Raw genomic sequence first — 18,312 nt, 5'->3', positions numbered from 1 at the left:
CGGGTGCCTGCTAACCTGGATTCGTACACGTGTTCCCCTTAAGAAAGGCTGTCCGTGATCAGTTTTCTCAGCGGTACGGTGCATCGGATCGCAGCTGACCACCTCGTCGTTCTGACCTACGGCGTCGGCCGCAAGGTCCACGTCACCCCCGACACCCTGGCCGGAACCCGGCACGGTGCCGAGATCGAAGTGGTCACCAGCCTCGTGGTCCGCGAAGACTCGATGACGCTCTACGGCTTCACCACCGAAGACGAGAGCCACACCTTCGACGTGCTGCTGTCGATCTCCGGGATCGGTCCCCGTCTGGCGATGGCGATCCTGTCGGTGATGGGGCCCGACGAGCTGGCTGCTGCGATCACGAATCAGGACGCCAATGCGCTCACCCGGGTTCCCGGAATCGGGAAGAAGGGCGCCTCGCGCATCATCCTCGAACTCGAGAACAAGCTGCCCAAACTCACCGTCTCCGCTCCCGGACCGACGCTGTCCTTCGGCGGCGGCAGCCAGCAGGTCGTCGATGCCCTCGTCGGCCTCGGCTGGAAGGAATCGCAGGCCGAAGAGGTCGTCGCCGAGGTCGTGACGGAGACCGGTGCTGATGCCGGCACCTCCGTGGTCCTCAAAGCCGCGCTGAAGGTCCTCGGTGCGAAGAAATGACGAGTTCCTCAGGATCTGACTCCTACGAAATGGACTTCGGCGATCAGGAGCTGACCGGGGCCGAACAGGAGAGACTCGTCTCCGGCCGCGCCGAGACAGCCGAACGCGATGCCGAAGCCGCACTGCGTCCGAAGGGCCTCGCCGACTTCATCGGCCAACCGCAGGTGCGTGAGCAGCTCTCACTCGTCCTCGATGCGGCAAAGGCTCGGCAGAAGGCGCCCGACCATGTGCTGCTCTCCGGCCCTCCCGGGCTCGGCAAGACCACTCTGGCGATGATCATCGCCCATGAGATGAACTCGAGCCTGCGGGTGACATCAGGCCCGGCCGTCCAGCATGCCGGTGACCTCGCCGCCATACTCTCCTCCCTCGAAGAGGGCGAAGTCCTCTTCATCGACGAGATCCACCGGATGGCCCGCGCCGCCGAAGAGATGCTGTACGTGGCGATGGAGGACTTCCGCGTCGACGTCATCGTCGGCAAGGGCCCCGGCGCCACCGCCATCCCGCTCGACCTCCCGCAGTTCACCCTCGTCGGGGCCACCACCCGGTCCGGACTGCTGCCGGCACCGCTGCGCGACCGCTTCGGCTTCACCGCCCTGCTCGACTTCTATTCGAGCGCCGACCTGCTCACCGTTCTGCAGCGCTCGGCCCGGATGCTCGGCATAGATGCCGAACTCGCCGGTCTGGAAGAGATCTCCACCCGTTCCCGCGGCACCCCGCGAATTGCGAACCGACTGCTGCGCCGCGTCCGCGACTGGGCACAGGTGCGCGGGAACGGAATCATCGACGAGGAAGCCGCCACCATCGCACTGCGCGTCTACGAGGTCGACGAACTCGGCCTCGACCGCCTCGACCGATCCGTTCTGCAGGTGCTGTGCCGGCGTTTCGGCGGCGGGCCGGTGGGCCTGGGAACCCTCGCAGTCTCCGTCGGCGAAGAAGCCGATACGGTCGAAACCGTATCCGAACCCTACCTCGTACGGGAGGGGCTGATCAGCCGGACTCCGCGCGGACGGGTGGCCACTACGGCTGCCTGGAAACATCTGGAAATGCAGATCCCAGCAAACTATGAGTTCTGAACCCGGCATTTGAGTTCGCTATGAGTGGTGAGGACGAACTAAGCTGGTTCACTGATTCATTCATATGAAAGGCTGATATCTGTGGATTTGCTGATCCCTCTTGCGCTTGCCGCGCTGCTGATCTTTTTCCTATTCAATTCTCGGCGTAAGCAGAAGGCGCGTGCGGAGCAGATCAAATCGGGTCTCGCCCCCGGTGCAACCGTGATGACGACGTTCGGCGTCTTCGGCACAGTGCTCTCCATCGACGAAGAGAACAACCAGGTGACCATCGAGTCGGGACCCGGAACGGTCCTGCGCGTCCACCGCCAGGCCATCGGCCAGGTCGAGAACAACGAGGCCGGCGCACCCGTCGACGCTCCCGCCCCCGTCGATGCCGATTCCGATGTCGACGCCGCCGAAGCCGACGAGAAGCCGGCCATCACCGACGCCGAACTCGACGCCATGAACGCACGCAAGCGCGCCGAGAACGACATTCCGGACGAGGACACTGCTGAGGACGCTGTCGCTGACGACTCCGCTGCGACGACCGAGGACGTCGATGCCGAGACCACCGCTGAGACCGACGATGATTCCGCCGCTGCGGATGACGATTCGACGGACTCCCCGGACTCGGATTCGGACAAGAAGAACTGATCCGTTCCCTCACTCTGCTCCCGACTGAAAGCTGAAACGTGTCCGATATCGAAGAAAAGCCACGCCCTGGTCTGCGCTTCCTGTGGCTGGTGATCGTCACCCTCGTCCTCGCCGGCGTCATCGCTGCGGGCGTCATCTGGTCGAATGCCACGGCGAGTCCCAAACTCGCTCTCGACCTCGAAGGCGGAACTTCGATCATCCTCGAACCGCAGGTGTCGAAGGACACGGACATCAGCAAGGAGCAGCTCGACCAGGCCGTGGCGATCATCCGCCAGCGCGTCGATTCGACCGGTGTCTCCGAAGCCGAGATCACGACGCAGGGCGACCGCAACATCGTCGTGAATCTTCCGGGCAACCCCGATGAGGAGACCCGCAACCTCGTCCGCTCCTCTGCTCAGCTTGTGTTCCGCCGTGTGGCGCTCGTCGGTGACCCGCGTTCACAGGAGCAGGTCCAGAAGGAGCAGGAAGAGAGCGGCGAGAACGGAGACAGCGGCGATTCCTCGGGATCCGATGACGGGCTGAGCGACGAAGAGCGCAAGCGGATCGAGGACCTCACCGGAGGCGACTCCGGGGCGCAGGGTGACGGACAGGACTCTCAGGGCGATGCTCAGGGGCAGGACCAGGCTCCGGCCGGGGGCGGCGAGGTCGCCGAACCGGGCGGAACCACCTCGGCGCAGGACTCGGACGAGTCGGCGAAGGAATCGACCGGCGAAGAGTCCTCGGGATCGGCGAGCGAACCTGCCTCGGAGAAGACTGAGGGCAGCGGGTCGAGCGAAGGCACGAAGGTCACCGACTCGACACCGCGGCCTCTCTTCGATCCGGAGAAGGACGCCTCCGAGTGGCAGACCGAAGCGATCATCAAGGAATACTCGGAGCTCGACTGCACGAACAAGAAGAACCGCACCGGCGGCCAGCAGCAGCCGTCTGACGAACCGGTCGTCGCATGTTCCGAAGACGGTCAGGCGAAGTACATACTCGGACCCGTCGAACTCTCCGGTGATCACCTCGCCGACGCCAGCGCCGGCTATTCCGCAGGAGCCAATGGCGTACAGACGAACAACCCTGCCGTCAACCTCTCCTTCGATGCGACCGGGCGTGAGATCTTCAAGCAGATCACCTCGGACATCACGGACAAGCAGCAGCCCTACAACCAGTTCGCGATCGAACTCGACGGCCTCGTGCTCTCTGCCCCGTCGTCGAACGCGGTGATCACCGATGGCAACGCCGAGATCACGGGCGATTTCAGCCTCGACGAGGCTCAGACGCTGGCCAATCAGCTCAAGAACGGTTCGCTGCCGCTGAGCTTCCAGGTCCAGAGCGAGGACCAGATCTCGCCGACTCTGGGGTCGAACTTCCTCCAGATCGGCATCTACACCGGACTCGTCGGGCTCCTCCTCGTCGTCATCTACTCGCTGCTGCAGTACCGGATGCTCGGCCTCGTCACGGTCTCGAGCCTCGTGGTCGTCGGAGTGCTCACGTATCTGCTGCTGCTCATGTCCTCGTGGCGATACGGCTATCGGCTCTCGTTGGCCGGCCTCGCCGGCATCATCATCGGCATCGGCATGGCGGCGGACTCGTTCATCGTCTACTTCGAACGCGTGAGAGACGAGCTGCGCAGCGGGCGCAATCTGCTCTCTGCCGTCGAAGTCGGCTGGGACCGGGCGAAGCGGACCATCTACGCCTCCAAGGGCGTGAACATGCTCGCCGCAATCATCCTCTACATTCTGGCCGTGGGGTCGGTGCGCGGCTTCGCGTTCACCTTCGGGCTGGCCGTCATCGTCGACGTCATCGTTGTCTTCCTCTTCACCCACCCGATGCTCCAGGTCCTGGCCCGCACGAAGTTCTTCGGCGAAGGCCATCCGATGTCGGGCATGGATCCCCGTCTGCTCGGAGTCAAGCCCGCCGCATATCGCGGGGCACTCGGCCTGTCCATCGACGACAGTGACAAGTCCCCGGAGGCCAGGCGGCGTGAGAAGGCGCGGATGCGCAAGGCCGGTATGACGGCCGAGAGCTCAACTGAGTCGAGCACCGCCGAGACGGCTGAGGCCGAGTCAGAGGAGATCACGACGACGTCCACGACCGATAAAGGCGCGACCAAGAAGCAGAAGGCTGCTCGGTCGAAACCCGCGAAGTCGAAGTCCGCGTCTGCGACGGGCGAAATGACCATCGCCGAGCGGAAGGCCGCGGCTCGCCGAGCCGAAGAAGAGGATGCTGCCGATGACTCGGCGGCAGACGCTGGCAAGGAGGCTGACAAGTGAAACGGTTCTTTGCCTGGGGCAACCGCCTCCACAACGGTGAGACCTCGATCCCCTTCGTCGGCAAGGCGAAGCTGTGGCTGAGCATCGCCGGGGTCCTCGTGATCCTGTCCCTGCTCGTGCCGCTCATCGCCGGATTCAACTTCGGAATCGCCTTCAAGGGCGGTTCGCAGTTCCAGGTCGACCACGTCAGCGACACCTCGGCACCTAAGGGTGAGGGCATCGTCAACGATGCCGTCTCCGGTTCCGAACCGCGATTGACGCCGACCGGCGACACCGCCGTGCAGATCGAGACGAACCAGCTCTCGGATGACCAGATGCAGAAGGTCCGCGACGCACTCGTCGCTGGCTATGACGTTCCGACCGAGGACGTCACCTCGACATTCGTCGGACCCGAATGGGGCCAGGACGTGACCGAGAAGATGGTCCGCGCACTCGTGATCTTCGTTGCCATCGCGATGATCGTCATGGCACTGTACTTCCGCACGTGGAAGATGTCGCTGGCCGCGATCATCGGTCTTGTCGCCGTGATGGTCGTGACCATGGGCATCTACTCGGCCACCGGCATCGAGGTCACGCCCGAAGCGGTCATCGGCTTCCTCACCGTGCTCAGCTTCTCTCTCTATGACACGGTGGTGGTCTTCGACAAGATCCGCGAGAACACGGCACGGTTCAAGGACAAACGGAACCTCAAGTTCTCCGAACTCGTCAATCTCGGTGTCAACCAGACCACGGTGCGCTCGATCAACACCACGGTGGTCTCCGTGCTGCCGGTCGCATCGATTCTCTTCATCGGTGCGCTGGCGCTCAACGCCGGCACGCTCGTCGACATTTCACTGTCCCTGTTCATCGGTATGATTGTCGCAGCGTCGTCGACCCTGTTCGTGGCCAGCCCGCTCTACGCCCTGCTCCGGGCACATGAGCCGGCGGTCGTGGAACAAGAGGCAGCCGTGCGTGAACTACGATTGGACAATGGGGAATCAGACGTCCCTCCGGTGATCTATTCCGAAGTCTGATTCCCTGCAGAGAGGAGATGGTGTGGCTTCGTCCGCTGATTCGCGTCGTCCGCGAGGCATCTCCCGCTTAGCCTGGTGGGCGGCCAGGGCACAGAACAACCCTGGCTACCCCCGAGTCCTGGGTCCGATGATTCGGGCCCTGCAGTCGAACCATCCGAAGGCGGACATCGACCTTGTGGTGCGCGCCTACAAGGTCGCCGAGGAGGCTCATCGCGGTCAGACCCGGAAGTCCGGTGACGCCTATATCACCCACCCCATCGCAGTGGCGACGATCCTCGCCGAGATCGGCATGCTGCCGGTCACCCTCGCCGCCGCACTGCTGCACGACACCGTCGAAGACACCTCATATTCGCTCGAGGAGCTCACCGCGGAATTCGGGTCCGAGGTTGCGGCCATGGTCGACGGGGTGACGAAGCTCGACAAGCTCACCTACGGGCAGGCCGCGCAGTCCGAGACCGTGCGCAAGATGATCGTGGCGATGGCCAAGGACATCCGGGTACTGGTCATCAAGCTCGCCGACCGGCTCCACAATGCGCGCACCTGGCGATTCGTGCCCGCCTCGTCGAGCACGAAGAAGGCCCGCGAGACCCTCGACATCTTCGCCCCGCTGGCACACCGGCTGGGTATGAACACGATCAAATGGGAACTCGAGGACCTGTCCTTCCAGGTCCTCCATCCCAAGGTCTACGACGAAGTCGTCCGACTCGTCGCCGACCGTGCGCCCGAACGCGAGAAGTATCTGGCCACGGTCTCCGAGGAGCTGCAGGGCGAGCTCAAGGAGTCCGGGATCGACGCCTCCATCACGGGACGGCCCAAGCACTACTATTCGATCTATCAGAAGATGGTTGTGCGCGGCCACGAGTTCGCCGACATCTACGATCTCGTCGGAGTCCGCGTCCTCGTCGAATCCGTGCGCGAATGCTATGCCACCCTCGGTATCGTCCATGCCCGCTGGAACCCGGTTCCCGGGCGGTTCAAGGACTATATTGCGATGCCGAAGTACAACATGTACCAGAGCCTGCACACCACAGTGATCGGGCCGGCCGGCAAACCCGTCGAAATCCAGATCCGGACCCACGAGATGGACCGACGCGCAGAATTCGGCGTCGCCGCTCACTGGAAGTACAAGGACCTGAACAAATCCTCGAAGGCCGTGACCTCGAATACCGCACGGTCGGTGAAGGTCTCCGACGCCGGCGCTGTCGACGATGCAGCCTGGCTGCGGCAGCTGCTGGACTGGCAGCGTGAGGTCTCGGATCCCGATGAGTTCCTCGACAGTCTCCGCTATGAGGTGAATTCGAAGGAGGTCTACGTCTTCACTCCCAAGGGTGAGGTGATGAGCCTGCCGTCGGGAGCCACCCCCATCGACTTCGCCTATGCCGTGCACACCGAAGTCGGGCACAAGACCATGGGCGCCCGCGTCAACGGCCGCCTGGTGGCTTTGGACACGGAGCTGAAGAACGGGGATTCCGTCGAGGTCTTCACCTCGAAGGACGAGAACGCCGGGCCCAGCCGCGACTGGCTCGGCTTCGTCAAGAGCCCGCGGGCTCGGAGCAAGATCCGTCAGTGGTTCTCGAAGGAACGCCGCGAAGAGGCGATCGAGAACGGTCGCGAACAGCTCGCCAGAGCGATGCGCCGGCATACGATCTCCGCGGCCTCTCTGATGAGCCAGGAAGCCCTCCAGGTCGTCGCCACAGAGATGCGTCTGCCCGATGTCAGCGCCCTCTACGCTGCGATCGGCAACGGTGTGTCCTCGGCCCAGCACGTCGTCGATCTGCTGGCCAAGGAAGTCGGGGAGGATGACGACTCGGTGGTGCTGTCGCCGGAGCCGCGGAACCGCACCGGCCAGTCCTCGGGACACCATTCTTCGTCAGAAGGCGTCATCGTCAAGGGCGTCGACGATGTGCTCGTCAAGCTCGCTCGCTGCTGCACCCCGGTGCCGGGCGACGAGATCCTCGGCTTCGTCACCCGCGGCTCCGGCGTGTCCGTGCATCGCGTCGACTGCCCGAACGTGACGTCACTCAAACGCGAACCCGAACGCATGGTGGAGGTGTCGTGGGGTGAGAAGACGAGCGGAATCTATCTCGTCCAGATCCAGGTCGAGGCCCTCGACCGCAGCGGTCTGCTCTCCGACATCACGAAGGTCCTCACCGAGACCCATGTGAACATCCTGTCGGCGACCGTCGGCACGTCCCGGGCACGCGTGGCCCAGTCGAAGTTCGTCTTCGAGATGAGCGACGCCAGCCACCTGGACACAGTGCTCTCCGCCGTGCGCAAGGTCGAAGGCGTCTTCGACGTCTACCGCATCTCCGGCGGCTGATCCTCCCGGTCGCTGCCGATCCCGCCGAGGGCCCGGCTGTCCAAGGCAGCGCTGTCCAAGGCGGCGCTGTCCAAGGCGGCGCGCATCTGGGCGACGAACGGTCGGCGGGCCACCTCGGTGAGGTAGTCCCTGAGCCGGTGGCGCAGACCGGTGGGGATCTCCGCAATGATCCCTCGCAGTGCCTTCGCCGATTCTGCGGTACGGGACCGGAAGTGCGGGTAGAGCAGGTCGTAGAATGTCCGTTCTTCCGTCGTGATGGGCAGTGCGTCGATGAGGCACCATTCGTCGTCCGCCAGCGTCGTCTCGTGGACGTCGAAACCGTCATCGGCGATCCACCGTCTTCGGGGCAGAGTGATGAAGTTCAGCGGGGCGGGGGCTCGGCCGAGGCCGCGATGGACCCACCAGGCGGTGTCATGGGAGAGCGCGAGGCCCGGTGGGATGAGCGAATGCAGAGCGGCCATCCGCTCCGCGGGGGAGAGGATCGCGCCCTTACGCACCCATGTCGATTCGGTCAGTCGGATGAGCAGACCGTCGAGGGTGAGCTCGGTGAGCTGCTCATACCCGAAGTCCCGCAGATGAAACAACGCCTCCATACCCGAACTATCGTCGGGTGTGGAGGCGTTGGCAAGACTTCGGCGAGAGCCTGTGGACAGCTGCAGACTCGTTCGTCGGCACCTGTGGACGAGCAGAGAGTCCTCAGTCGAGTTCCGCGGCGGTCTGCGCGAGCTGATCTCTCCAGGCGCGGCGAGCATCAAGCGCTTCCTGCGCCTCGGCGACGGCTTTCTCATCGCCACCTGACTGCGCGGTCTGAAGCTTCTTCTCGAGTTCGACGATCGACTCGTCGAGCTGACTCAGCGCCCCCGACGTGCGGGCTTTCGTCTCCGGGTTGCTGCGCTGCCAAGCGGCCTCCTCGGCTTCGGCGAGCGCACGCTCGACATCACGCAGGCCGTTCTCCATCCGGGAGACACCCGCGCGGGGGACCTTTCCGGCGTCCTCCCACTGATCCTGGATGGTGCGCAGCTCACGCTTGGCCGCCACCGGGTCGGTGATCGGCAGCAGCGCCTGAGCCTTCTTCAGCAGCTCTTCCTTGACGACGAGGTTGCCCTTGAACTCTTCGTCCAGGGCGGCGTTCTCCGCATCACGCGCGGAGAAGAACACATCCTGTGCGGCGCGGAACCTCGCCCACAGAGCGTCATCGTCCTTGCGGGATGCACGCGGAGCACGCTTCCACTGGCTCATCAGGTCCTTGTACTTCTGGGACACGGTGCGGAAGTCGGTCGAGGCTGACAGCGACTCCGCCTCGGCGACGATCTTCTCCTTGATCCGCTTGCCCTCGGCATTGACCTTGTCGAGTTCGGCGAAGAACTCCTTGCGCTTGTGTTCGAAGGTGTTCCGCGCCTGAGAGAATCGACCCCAGAGCTCCTGGTCGATGGCCCGCGGCAGACGCGGTCCGCTGCGCTGCATGTCCTTCCACTGTGCGAAGAGCTCACGCAGGCGGGCACCCGACTGCTTCCACTGGATCTTCGACGGATCCTGTTTGGCCAGGGCCTCGGCCTCGACGACGAGAGCCTCACGGTCCTCGGCCGCGGCGAGCTTCGCAGTCTGGGCGCGGGCGGCCTGTCGGGACTCCGTGGCCTCGGCATCGGAGATGAGGGTGTCGAGCGTGGCGCTCAGTCCCTTGAGATCGCCGACGACATTGGCCGCCGGCAGCGACTCCTGCAGTGTCTTCGCCGCCGACATGACCTCACGGCCAGGGGCACCGGCGGAGAGGCGATTGCGCAGCAGGACGGCGCTCTCCGCGAGTTCGACGTACTTCTTCGCGAAGTACTCGAGCGCCTCCTCGGGGGTGGCATCCGGGTACTGGCCGACGGCCCGCTCACCATCAGCAGCGGTGACGAACACATTGCCCTGTGCATCGGCCCGACCATGAGTCAACGCGCGAGCCACCTCGGCGTCGTGGTCGATATGGCTGGCATTGACCACCTGTGCCGCCTGCGGACGCGGCAGCGACGACGGGCGGGGGGTCGGCTTCGGTGTCGGGGTCGACATGGTTCTCACCTTGTTTCCATCGGTCGAACCGGCGGGTCTTCACTCCCGCCGATCACTCGATTGTGGGATAGACGTTATCCCAGCATAACCATCGGCGTGCGTGTAGATAGACTTTGCACATGGATGTGTTCTCGACCAACGCCGAATTCCTCGACGTCAACTGCTATGCCGTGCGCGCTGCCGGACGCAGCGACTGCATTCTCATCGACTCCGGATACGACTGTGCTCCCGGACTCGAGACGCTGCTGAGCGAGGAGGGACTGGAGCCGCGGGCGATCTTCCTCACGCATGGTCACCCTGACCATATTCTGGGCCTGACCAATGTGCTCGCCCGCTGGAACGTGCCCGTCCACCTCGGCGCCCCGGACCGGTACCGACTGGACTCACCGGCGACGACGCTCAACCCGCAGTTCGCGGCGATGCTCGCCCCGCTGGTCGCAGACTGGAACGCCCCCGAGGCCGACGACATCACCGAAGGGCAGAGCTTCGAGGTCGCCGGGCTGACCATCACGGCAGTCGCCGCACCCGGCCATACCGAAGGATCCATGCTGCTGCGCGTCTTCGACGGTGAGGAAGAAGCCATCTTCACCGGTGACGTCGTCTTTGCCGGAGCCATCGGCCGCGTCGACCTGCCCGGGGGAGACCCGGAGGCGATGCAGGCGACTCTGCGGGCGTTCACGACGCTGCCCGACGTGCCGATCTATCCTGGACACGGACCGGCTTCGCGGGTGAGCACGGAACTCGCGACGAACCCGTTCTTCTGAGCGGCTCCGACCGAGCACCCCAGGCCGCCCCTCCGAGCCCATCGCCCGGATCTCACCGACACCACCCGATTCAGCGGTGCCGCACGGCATCGCCACCGCACCGAAAGCAAGGAGCACCATGGCGAAGTCAGCCCGTCTGTCCGGATTCCCGGAACGACTTCCGGCCGAACGCGTGATCGAGAAGGCCGTCATCGACACTCTCGAGCACACCTTCGCCCTGCACGGGTTCTCTGCCCTCAACCACCGCGCCGTCGAACCGATCAGCCAGCTGGCCAAGGACGGGGAGATCGACAAGGAGATCTTCGCCGTCTCCCGGCTGCACTCCGACGGCGCCGAACGCAATCCGCTCGGCCTCCACTTCGATCTCACGGTGCCCCTGGCCCGATACATCGCCGACAATGCGAACGAGTTGAGCTTCCCGTTCAAGGCAGCCCGCGTCCAGCCCGTCTGGCGAGGCGAACGACCGCAGGCAGGCCGATACCGGGAGTTCATCCAGGCCGATATCGACGTCATCGCCGATGGTGAGCTGCCTGGACACTTCGAGGTCGAGATCCCTCTGGCCGTGGCCGACGCGTTCTCCCGTCTCGCTCCTCTCGGCGTGCCCGGAATCAAAATCGTCGTCAACGATCGGCGACTGCTCGAAGGGTTCGCTCGCGGAGTCGGGCTGACGGACATCCAGGCCGTGCTGCGCTGCCTCGACAAGTACGACAAGATCGGCCCCGCCGAGGTCGGCAGGCTGCTCGCCGCCGAAGCCGGCGCCGACGAGGACCAGCAGCGTCTGTGCCTGGAGCTGGCCGCGATCGAATCCGACTCCCCGGACTTCGCCGATGAGGTGCGCGCGCTCGGCGTCGAACACCCGCTGCTCGACGCCGGACTCGAGTCGCTGACGACCATGCTGCGTGCCGCAGCCGAACGAGCCCCGGGGGTCGTCGTCGCGCAGCTCAAGATCGCTCGCGGTCTCGACTACTACACGGGAGCGGTCTACGAGACTCAGCTGATCGGCCACGAAGACCTCGGTTCCGTGTCCTCCGGCGGCCGCTACGATTCCTTGGTCACTGTGGGGAAGAAGAACTATCCGGGGGTGGGCATGTCCATCGGGGTCTCCCGACTCATGGCGTTCATCCTCGGCGAAGGATCCGATATCCGTGCCACCCGTGGCACCCCCTCGGCCGTCGTCATCGCCGTCACCGACGAAGCCAAACGGGACGAGGCCGACGCGGTGGCGCAGGCCCTGCGAGCCCGTGACGTCCCCTGCGAGGTCTCACCGTCGGCAGCGAAGTTCGGCAAGCAGATCCGCTACGCCGAACGCCGCGACATCCCGTTCGTCTGGTTCACCGACGGCGAGTCCGGCCACGAGGTCAAGGACATCCGCTCGGGAGAGCAGACCTTGGCCGATCCCGCCGCCTGGACACCGGAGGCCGCGGACCTGTGGCCACGAGTGTACCGGGCATGATCGGCGAACGACTATCATTGTTCAGGCGCTAGACCACAAAACCACAAAGGAGCCTTAGGTGCTGCGAAGCCACGAAGCCGGAAGCCTGCGAGCCGCGAACGCAGGAGAAACCGTCACCCTCACCGGGTGGGTCGATCGTCGTCGCGATCACGGAGGTGTCGCCTTCATCGATCTGCGAGACGCTTCGGGAATCGTGCAGGTCGTCGTCCGCGAAGACGACGCCCACCAGCTGCGCAATGAAACCGTCATCAAGGCCACCGGCACCGTCTCGGTCCGCCCCGACGGCAACACGAACTCGAACCTGCCGACCGGTGAGATCGAGATCATCGACACCAGCGTCGAGGTGCTCTCCGAAGCTGCGGCGCTGCCGTTCCAGGTCTCCGACCACGCCGAGGACTCCGGTGCCGTGGGGGAGGAGACCCGTCTGCGCTACCGGTACCTCGACCTGCGCCGGTCGGGTCCGGCGAAGACGATTCGCCTGCGCTCCGATGTCAACAAGGCGGCACGGTCGGTCCTCGACGCCCACAGCTTCGTCGAGGTCGAGACACCGACCCTGACGAAATCGACACCGGAGGGGGCACGGGACTTCCTCGTGCCCGCCAGGCTCAAGCCCGGCTCCTGGTACGCACTGCCGCAGTCGCCGCAGCTGTTCAAGCAGCTGCTGCAGGTCGCCGGCATGGAACGCTACTACCAGATCGCCCGCTGCTACCGTGATGAGGACTTCCGCGCCGACCGTCAGCCCGAATTCACCCAGCTCGACATCGAAGCCTCCTTCGTCGAGCAGGACGACATCATCGCGTTGGCCGAAGAGATCCTCACCGCACTGTGGAAGCTCATCGGCTACGACATCACGACCCCGATCCCGCACATCACCTACCACGAGGCGATGGAGAAGTACGGCTCGGACAAGCCCGACCTGCGCTTCGGCCTCGAACTGAACAACCTCACCGAGTTCTTCGCCGACACCCCCTTCCGCGTCTTCCAGTCCGAGTACGTCGGCGCCGTCGTCTACCCCGGCGGCGGATCGCTGCCCAGGCGGCAGCTCGACGCCTGGCAGGACTGGGCCAAGCAGCGCGGCGCGAAGGGCCTGGCCTATGTGCTCATCGCCGAGGACGGCACCCTGTCCGGCCCCGTGGCCAAGAACATCTCCGATGAGGAGAAGGCAGGACTCGCCGAGGCGACCGGAGCGAACCCGGGCGATGCGATCTTCTTCGCCGCCGGTGAGGCGAATTCCTCCCGCGCCCTGCTCGGTGCCGCCCGCAACGAGATCGCCGAACGCACGGGACTCATCAAGGACGGCGACTGGGCGTTCGTGTGGGTCGTCGACGCACCCCTGTTCGAGTCGGCCGCCGATGCTCAGGCTGCCGGCGACGTCGCTGTCGGCGGCGGACAGTGGACCGCGGTCCACCACGCCTTCACAGCACCGAAGCCCGAATTCCTCGACACGCTCGAATCCGACCCAGGCAAGGCTCTGGCCTACGCCTACGACATCGTCTGCAACGGCAACGAGATCGGCGGCGGCTCCATCCGCATCCACCGCAAGGATGTGCAGGAACGAGTCTTCACGATCATGGGCATCACCGAGGAAGAGGCGCAGGAGAAGTTCGGCTTCCTCCTCGAGGCCTTCAAATTCGGTGCGCCCCCGCACGGCGGCATCGCCTTCGGCTGGGACCGCATCGTGTCCCTGCTGGCCGGGGTCGACTCGATCCGTGAGGTCATCGCGTTCCCGAAGTCCGGTGGCGGCTTCGATCCGCTGACGCAGGCTCCGGCACCGATCACCGATGCCCAGAGGGCCGAGGCCGGAGTCGACTTCGAGCCGGAAGACGACGACGCAGAGGCCTGATGAGCCAGGAACCGAATCTGTTCTCCGACGGCCCGGACCAGGAATCTCCTGGTCCGGGCTTCGCCGGTTCCTCCGGGACCTCCTCGGGGCGGGCCCTGGATCCGCTCGCGGTGCGGATGCGTCCGCGGACCTTGGACGAGGTCGTCGGCCAGGAGCACCTGACCTTCCCCGGATCCCCACTCAACCAGCTCGTCGAAGCCAGCGGGGGAGACCGGGCGGGGGCCTCCTCGGTGATCCTGTGGGGCCCACCCGGAGTCGGGAAGACGACTCTGGCCCATGTCATCTCCCACGCGCCCGGACGCACCTTCGTCGAACTCTCCGCGATCACCGCAGGTGTCAAGGACGTCCGTCAGGTGATCGAGAACGCCCGCCGCGAACGCGAAATGTACTCACGCACGACGGTGCTCTTCCTCGATGAGATCCACCGCTTCTCCAAGGCCCAGCAGGACGCTCTGCTGCCGGCGGTGGAGAACCGCCTGGTCGTGCTCGTGGCCGCGACCACGGAGAACCCGTCATTCTCGGTGATCTCACCGCTGCTGTCGCGCTCCCTCATGCTCACCCTGCGTCCCCTCGACGACGAAGCGGTCGGCAATCTGCTCGACCGTGCCGTGGAATCCGACCGCGGTCTGGCCGGGCAGTTCACCCTCACCGAGGAGGCCCGGAACTTCATCGTCCGCATCGCCGGAGCCGACGCCCGCCGGTCGCTGACCGTCCTCGAAGCCGCCGCGGGAATCGCCGCCGCCCAGATCGAGGAGGAGACCGAGGGACCGATAGCGATCACCGAGTCCGCCTGCGCCGAGGCGAGCAGCGAGACCGTTCTGCGCTATGACAAGAACGGCGACCAGCACTACGACGTGGTCTCTGCATTCATCAAGTCCATCCGCGGCTCCGATGTCGATGCGGCTCTGCACTATCTGGCGCGGATGATCGTCGCCGGTGAAGACCCGCGCTTCATCGCTCGACGAGTCGTCATCTCCGCGGCCGAAGACATCGGCATGGCCGACCCGCAGGCGCTGCCCATTGCGGTGGCCGCCTCGACGGCGGTGCAGAACATCGGCATGCCCGAAGGACGGATCCCGCTGGCAGAGGCGGTCACGTACCTCGCCCTGGCACCGAAGTCGAACGCGAGCTACCGGGCCCTGGATGCTGCGATCGCCGATGTCAAGAACGGATTCGCCGGACAGGTGCCCATGCATCTGCGCGACGCCCACTATCCGGGGGCGAAGGAACTCGGCCACGGCGAAGGATACAAGTACTCCCACGACTTTCCGCACGGAGTCGCGGATCAGGAGTACCTGCCGGAAACGCTGCGCGGAAAGCGCTACTACACTCCGACGGGCAATGGAATGGAGAGGTCGATGGCCGAAAGGCTGGAGAACCTGCAACGCCTGCTTCGGCCCTGATAGCTTTGACTTAGACGCGGCAGCGAAGACGCCCGCTGAGAGAGCGGCCGAGCGAGGAGGACGGCATGGCAGACATCGTCATCACCATCGCCGCCGCGCTGGCCTTCGGCATCCTCGCCCACGAGGTCCGCATCCCACCCCTCGTCGGGTTCCTCGCCGCCGGATTCTGCCTCCACCTCTTCGGCTTCACCGCATTCGCCGGCCTGCAGGAGGTCTCTGACCTCGGTGTCGTGCTCCTCCTGTTCACGATCGGACTGAAATTCGACCTGCGCTCCCTGCTCCAACCCGAGGCCCACGGCACTGCACTGCTGCATATGGTCACGGTCGTCCTCCTCGGCGCCGGAACAATCGGATTCGCCACCGTCATCGGCGTCGTCAGCGTCGGCGGGGGACTCGGTACGCTGGCGCTGCTGGGGTTCGCACTCTCGTTCTCCTCGACAGTGCTCGTGGTCAAAGTCCTCGAGGACCGTTCGGACGACGGCTCCTACTACGGTCAGATCGCCATCGCGATCCTCGTCCTGCAGGACCTCGCCGCGGTTGCCTTCATCACCATCGCCGGTGAGGAGCCGCCGAGCCCATGGGCGCTGGCGCTGCTCCTGCTCATCCCGGGTGTGTGGGTGCTGCGTCGGATCCTCGACCGTGTCGGCCGCGGCGAACTCCTCGTCCTCTTCGGCGTGGTCATGGCTCTGGGGCCGGGATACGTCGCCTTCGAATCCGTCGGCATCCACGGCGACCTCGGGGCTCTGGTCCTCGGCCTGCTCTTCTCCACCCATCCGCGGGCCGTCGAGATGTCGAAGTCGCTGTTCAGCGTCAAGGAGCTCTTCCTCGTCGGCTTCTTCGTCGTCATCGGACTGCAGGCGGTCCCGACCTGGTCCGACCTGTTCATGGCGTTCCTCCTCTGCGCTGTCCTGCTGCCGTTCAACTTCGTCAGCTTCTTCCTCATGGGCCGACTCTTCGGGCTGCGCAACCGCACGAGCGTGCGCACCAGTCTGGCACTCAGCAACTTCTCCGAATTCGCCCTCATCGTCGTCGCCGTCGGCATCGACAACGGCCTGTTCGCCGACGACTGGCTGACCATCACCGCATTGGCCGTGGCGCTGGGCATGATCATCTCCTCGCTGGCCAACTCCTACAGTCTGCAGATCGTCGCGAAGCTCGACGAGATCCTGCCCGACGAGAACGAAGCCAGGCTGCGGAAGAACGACCGACCGCTCGACACCGGCGCCGCCGAGGTGGTCGTCCTCGGAATGGGACGAATCGGACGCGGCGCCTATGAGCGCTTCGTCGAACGCGGCGACAGCGACGTCATCGGCATCGACAACGACCATCTCGTCATCGAAGCTCTGCGGGAGGACGGCTTCACCGTCCTCGAAGGCGATGCCACCGACCACGAATTCTGGCACCGCCTCGTCGTCGGCGGGACCGCGCACACGGTGGTGCTGGCCATGGCGCTGCACGACTCGAACACCTTCGCCCTCGAACAGCTGCGCATCGCCGGCTTCCCCGGCACCATCGCCGCCGTCGTCCAACGTCCCGATCAGGTCGAGCATTTCGCCCGTGCCGGTGTCCACGCGGTGATCAACATCTATAGCGGTTCGGGAGCGGCGGTGGCCGACGCCGCCATCGACAGCCATGAAGACGACTGTCGGAAATGACAGCAGAGACAGCGGTCGGGCCGAACGGAACCGATCGGGCCGAACCCGCTGGGCGCGCGGGGCCGGCCGGACGCGGTGGGCGGGCCGACGGAGTGGTCGGGTCAGGCAGGCCCGCGGAGTCAGTGGGTCAGGCAGGCCCGCGGAGTCAGTGGGTCAGGCAGGCCCGCGGAATGAGTCGGGAACATCACAGCCGCGAGTCCGCCGATCCGCTTTGCGGCGAGAGCCGTGCACCCGCTAAGATTGACAGCTGTTGTGCCTGCACCCTAAAGGCGGTCGGTGCGAGCGGATCTCGACGCTCAATCCCTCTTTCCCATCCGGGGAAACAACAGTCGCGTTCGGGGCGAGAACCTCAAAGGCCCTTCGTGACAGAACTCATTGATGAAAGGTAATACAGTGCCAGCACCAGCACGTAATCGCCGGATGACGCGCGTCTCGCGCGCCCTCGGCATTGCTCTGACACCCAAGGCCGAGAAGTACTTCGAGCGTCGCCCGTACCCTCCAGGTGAGCACGGCCGCGCCCGTCGTCGCAACGACAGCGACTACTCGGTCCGCCTCAAGGAGAAGCAGCGTCTGCGCGCGCAGTACGGCATCCGCGAGGCTCAGATGCTCAAGACCTACAAGGAAGCCAGCCGTCTGCCCGGTCTGACCGGTGAGACCATGGTCGAGCTCCTCGAATCGCGTCTCGACGCCCTCGTCCTGCGTGCAGGCTTCGCCCGCACCATGGCCCAGGCCCGTCAGTTCGTCGTTCACCGTCACATCACGGTCGAGGGACAGCGCGTGGACCGTCCCTCCTTCCGCGTGAAGGAAGGCCAGACCATCCAGGTGCACGAGCGTTCGGCTTCGATGGACCCGTTCCAGGTCGCCGCCGCCGGTGGTCACAAGGACGTCCTGCCCGCAACTCCGGGCTACCTCAACGTGAACCTCGAGGGTCTGCAGGCAACCCTGCTGCGCACCCCGAAGCGCGAAGAGGTCCCGGTCACCTGTGACGTTCAGCTCGTCGTCGAGTTCTACTCGCGCTGATCGACTGAACACAGCACATCGCGCCACTATGACTGCCCGGGACCTCAGGTTCCGGGCAGTCGTCTATTCACCCAGCGGCTCGCCGTGCACGCCGGTACTCGACCTCGATCAAGGCGGAGCGCGTATATCGAAGGGTCTACGGACCGCCGGACGCGCTGCGGCTTGAACGAGTGGACA

14 protein-coding genes are annotated in these 18,312 nt (G+C 65.1%); 12 read left to right on the top strand and 2 right to left on the bottom strand.

Annotated features, from left to right (window positions below; genetic code table 11):
• Positions 1-54: 54 nt before the first annotated feature.
• From ruvA to EB835_RS05155, 6 genes are all read left to right on the top strand, one after another.
• Positions 55-651, top strand: coding sequence for a Holliday junction branch migration protein RuvA (ruvA, locus tag EB835_RS05180; protein ID WP_135808405.1), 597 nt, complete (start codon positions 55-57; stop codon positions 649-651).
• Positions 648-1,724 carry a Holliday junction branch migration DNA helicase RuvB gene (gene ruvB / locus EB835_RS05175; RefSeq protein ID WP_240688557.1) on the top strand — a complete coding sequence of 359 codons (1,077 nt, stop codon included), beginning with the start codon at positions 648-650 and terminating at the stop codon, positions 1,722-1,724. Before ruvA ends, ruvB begins: the two co-directional genes overlap by 4 nt.
• Positions 1,725-1,805: 81 nt before the next feature.
• Positions 1,806-2,357 carry a preprotein translocase subunit YajC gene (yajC, locus tag EB835_RS05170; protein WP_240688556.1) on the top strand — a complete coding sequence of 184 codons (552 nt, stop codon included), beginning with the start codon at positions 1,806-1,808 and terminating at the stop codon, positions 2,355-2,357.
• 38 nt (positions 2,358-2,395) lie between these two features.
• Positions 2,396-4,615, top strand: coding sequence for a protein translocase subunit SecD (secD, locus tag EB835_RS05165; protein WP_240688555.1), 2,220 nt, complete (start codon positions 2,396-2,398; stop codon positions 4,613-4,615).
• Positions 4,612-5,628: a protein translocase subunit SecF gene (secF, locus tag EB835_RS05160; protein ID WP_135808404.1), complete on the top strand. Its 1,017-nt coding sequence runs from the start codon at positions 4,612-4,614 to the stop codon at positions 5,626-5,628. Before secD ends, secF begins: the two co-directional genes overlap by 4 nt.
• 22 nt (positions 5,629-5,650) lie before the next feature.
• On the top strand, positions 5,651-7,948 hold the full coding sequence (locus EB835_RS05155; RefSeq protein WP_135808403.1) for a RelA/SpoT family protein: 2,298 nt from the start codon (positions 5,651-5,653) through the stop codon (positions 7,946-7,948).
• On the opposite strand, the gene EB835_RS05150 is transcribed toward EB835_RS05155, so the two are convergent.
• A complete protein-coding gene (locus EB835_RS05150) occupies positions 7,927-8,541 on the bottom strand; it encodes a hypothetical protein (RefSeq protein WP_205749866.1) in 615 nt (204 codons plus the stop codon). The two genes, EB835_RS05155 and EB835_RS05150, sit on opposite strands and share 22 nt — an antisense overlap.
• 103 nt (positions 8,542-8,644) lie before the next feature.
• Positions 8,645-9,997 (bottom strand): DUF349 domain-containing protein, encoded by a 1,353-nt coding sequence (locus EB835_RS05145; protein WP_135808402.1) that lies wholly within the window; start codon positions 9,995-9,997, stop codon positions 8,645-8,647.
• A 119-nt stretch (positions 9,998-10,116) separates the two neighbouring features.
• On the opposite strand from EB835_RS05145, the gene EB835_RS05140 reads away from it, so the two are divergent.
• From EB835_RS05140 to rpsD, 6 genes are all read left to right on the top strand, one after another.
• The gene (locus tag EB835_RS05140) at positions 10,117-10,761 is read left to right on the top strand and encodes an MBL fold metallo-hydrolase (protein ID WP_135808401.1); all 645 of its coding nucleotides are present in this window, start codon (positions 10,117-10,119) and stop codon (positions 10,759-10,761) included.
• A 118-nt stretch (positions 10,762-10,879) separates the two neighbouring features.
• Positions 10,880-12,214 (top strand): histidine--tRNA ligase, encoded by a 1,335-nt coding sequence (gene hisS / locus EB835_RS05135; protein WP_135808400.1) that lies wholly within the window; start codon positions 10,880-10,882, stop codon positions 12,212-12,214.
• A 58-nt stretch (positions 12,215-12,272) separates the two neighbouring features.
• Positions 12,273-14,057 carry an aspartate--tRNA ligase gene (gene aspS / locus EB835_RS05130; RefSeq protein ID WP_135808399.1) on the top strand — a complete coding sequence of 595 codons (1,785 nt, stop codon included), beginning with the start codon at positions 12,273-12,275 and terminating at the stop codon, positions 14,055-14,057.
• Complete coding sequence (locus tag EB835_RS05125; protein WP_135808398.1) at positions 14,057-15,460, top strand: replication-associated recombination protein A; 1,404 nt, start codon at positions 14,057-14,059, stop codon at positions 15,458-15,460. Before aspS ends, EB835_RS05125 begins: the two co-directional genes overlap by 1 nt.
• 65 nt (positions 15,461-15,525) lie before the next feature.
• On the top strand, positions 15,526-17,115 hold the full coding sequence (locus EB835_RS05120) for a cation:proton antiporter family protein (protein WP_135808397.1): 1,590 nt from the start codon (positions 15,526-15,528) through the stop codon (positions 17,113-17,115).
• Between the two features lie 420 nt (positions 17,116-17,535).
• A complete protein-coding gene (gene rpsD, locus EB835_RS05115; protein ID WP_135808396.1) occupies positions 17,536-18,135 on the top strand; it encodes a 30S ribosomal protein S4 in 600 nt (199 codons plus the stop codon).
• The last annotated feature ends 177 nt before the right edge of the window (positions 18,136-18,312 follow it).

This window comes from Brevibacterium sp. S22 (assembly GCF_004745485.1).
Lineage (GTDB): Bacteria > Actinomycetota > Actinomycetes > Actinomycetales > Brevibacteriaceae > Brevibacterium.
This window is presented reverse-complemented; position numbering and strand designations above follow the sequence as displayed.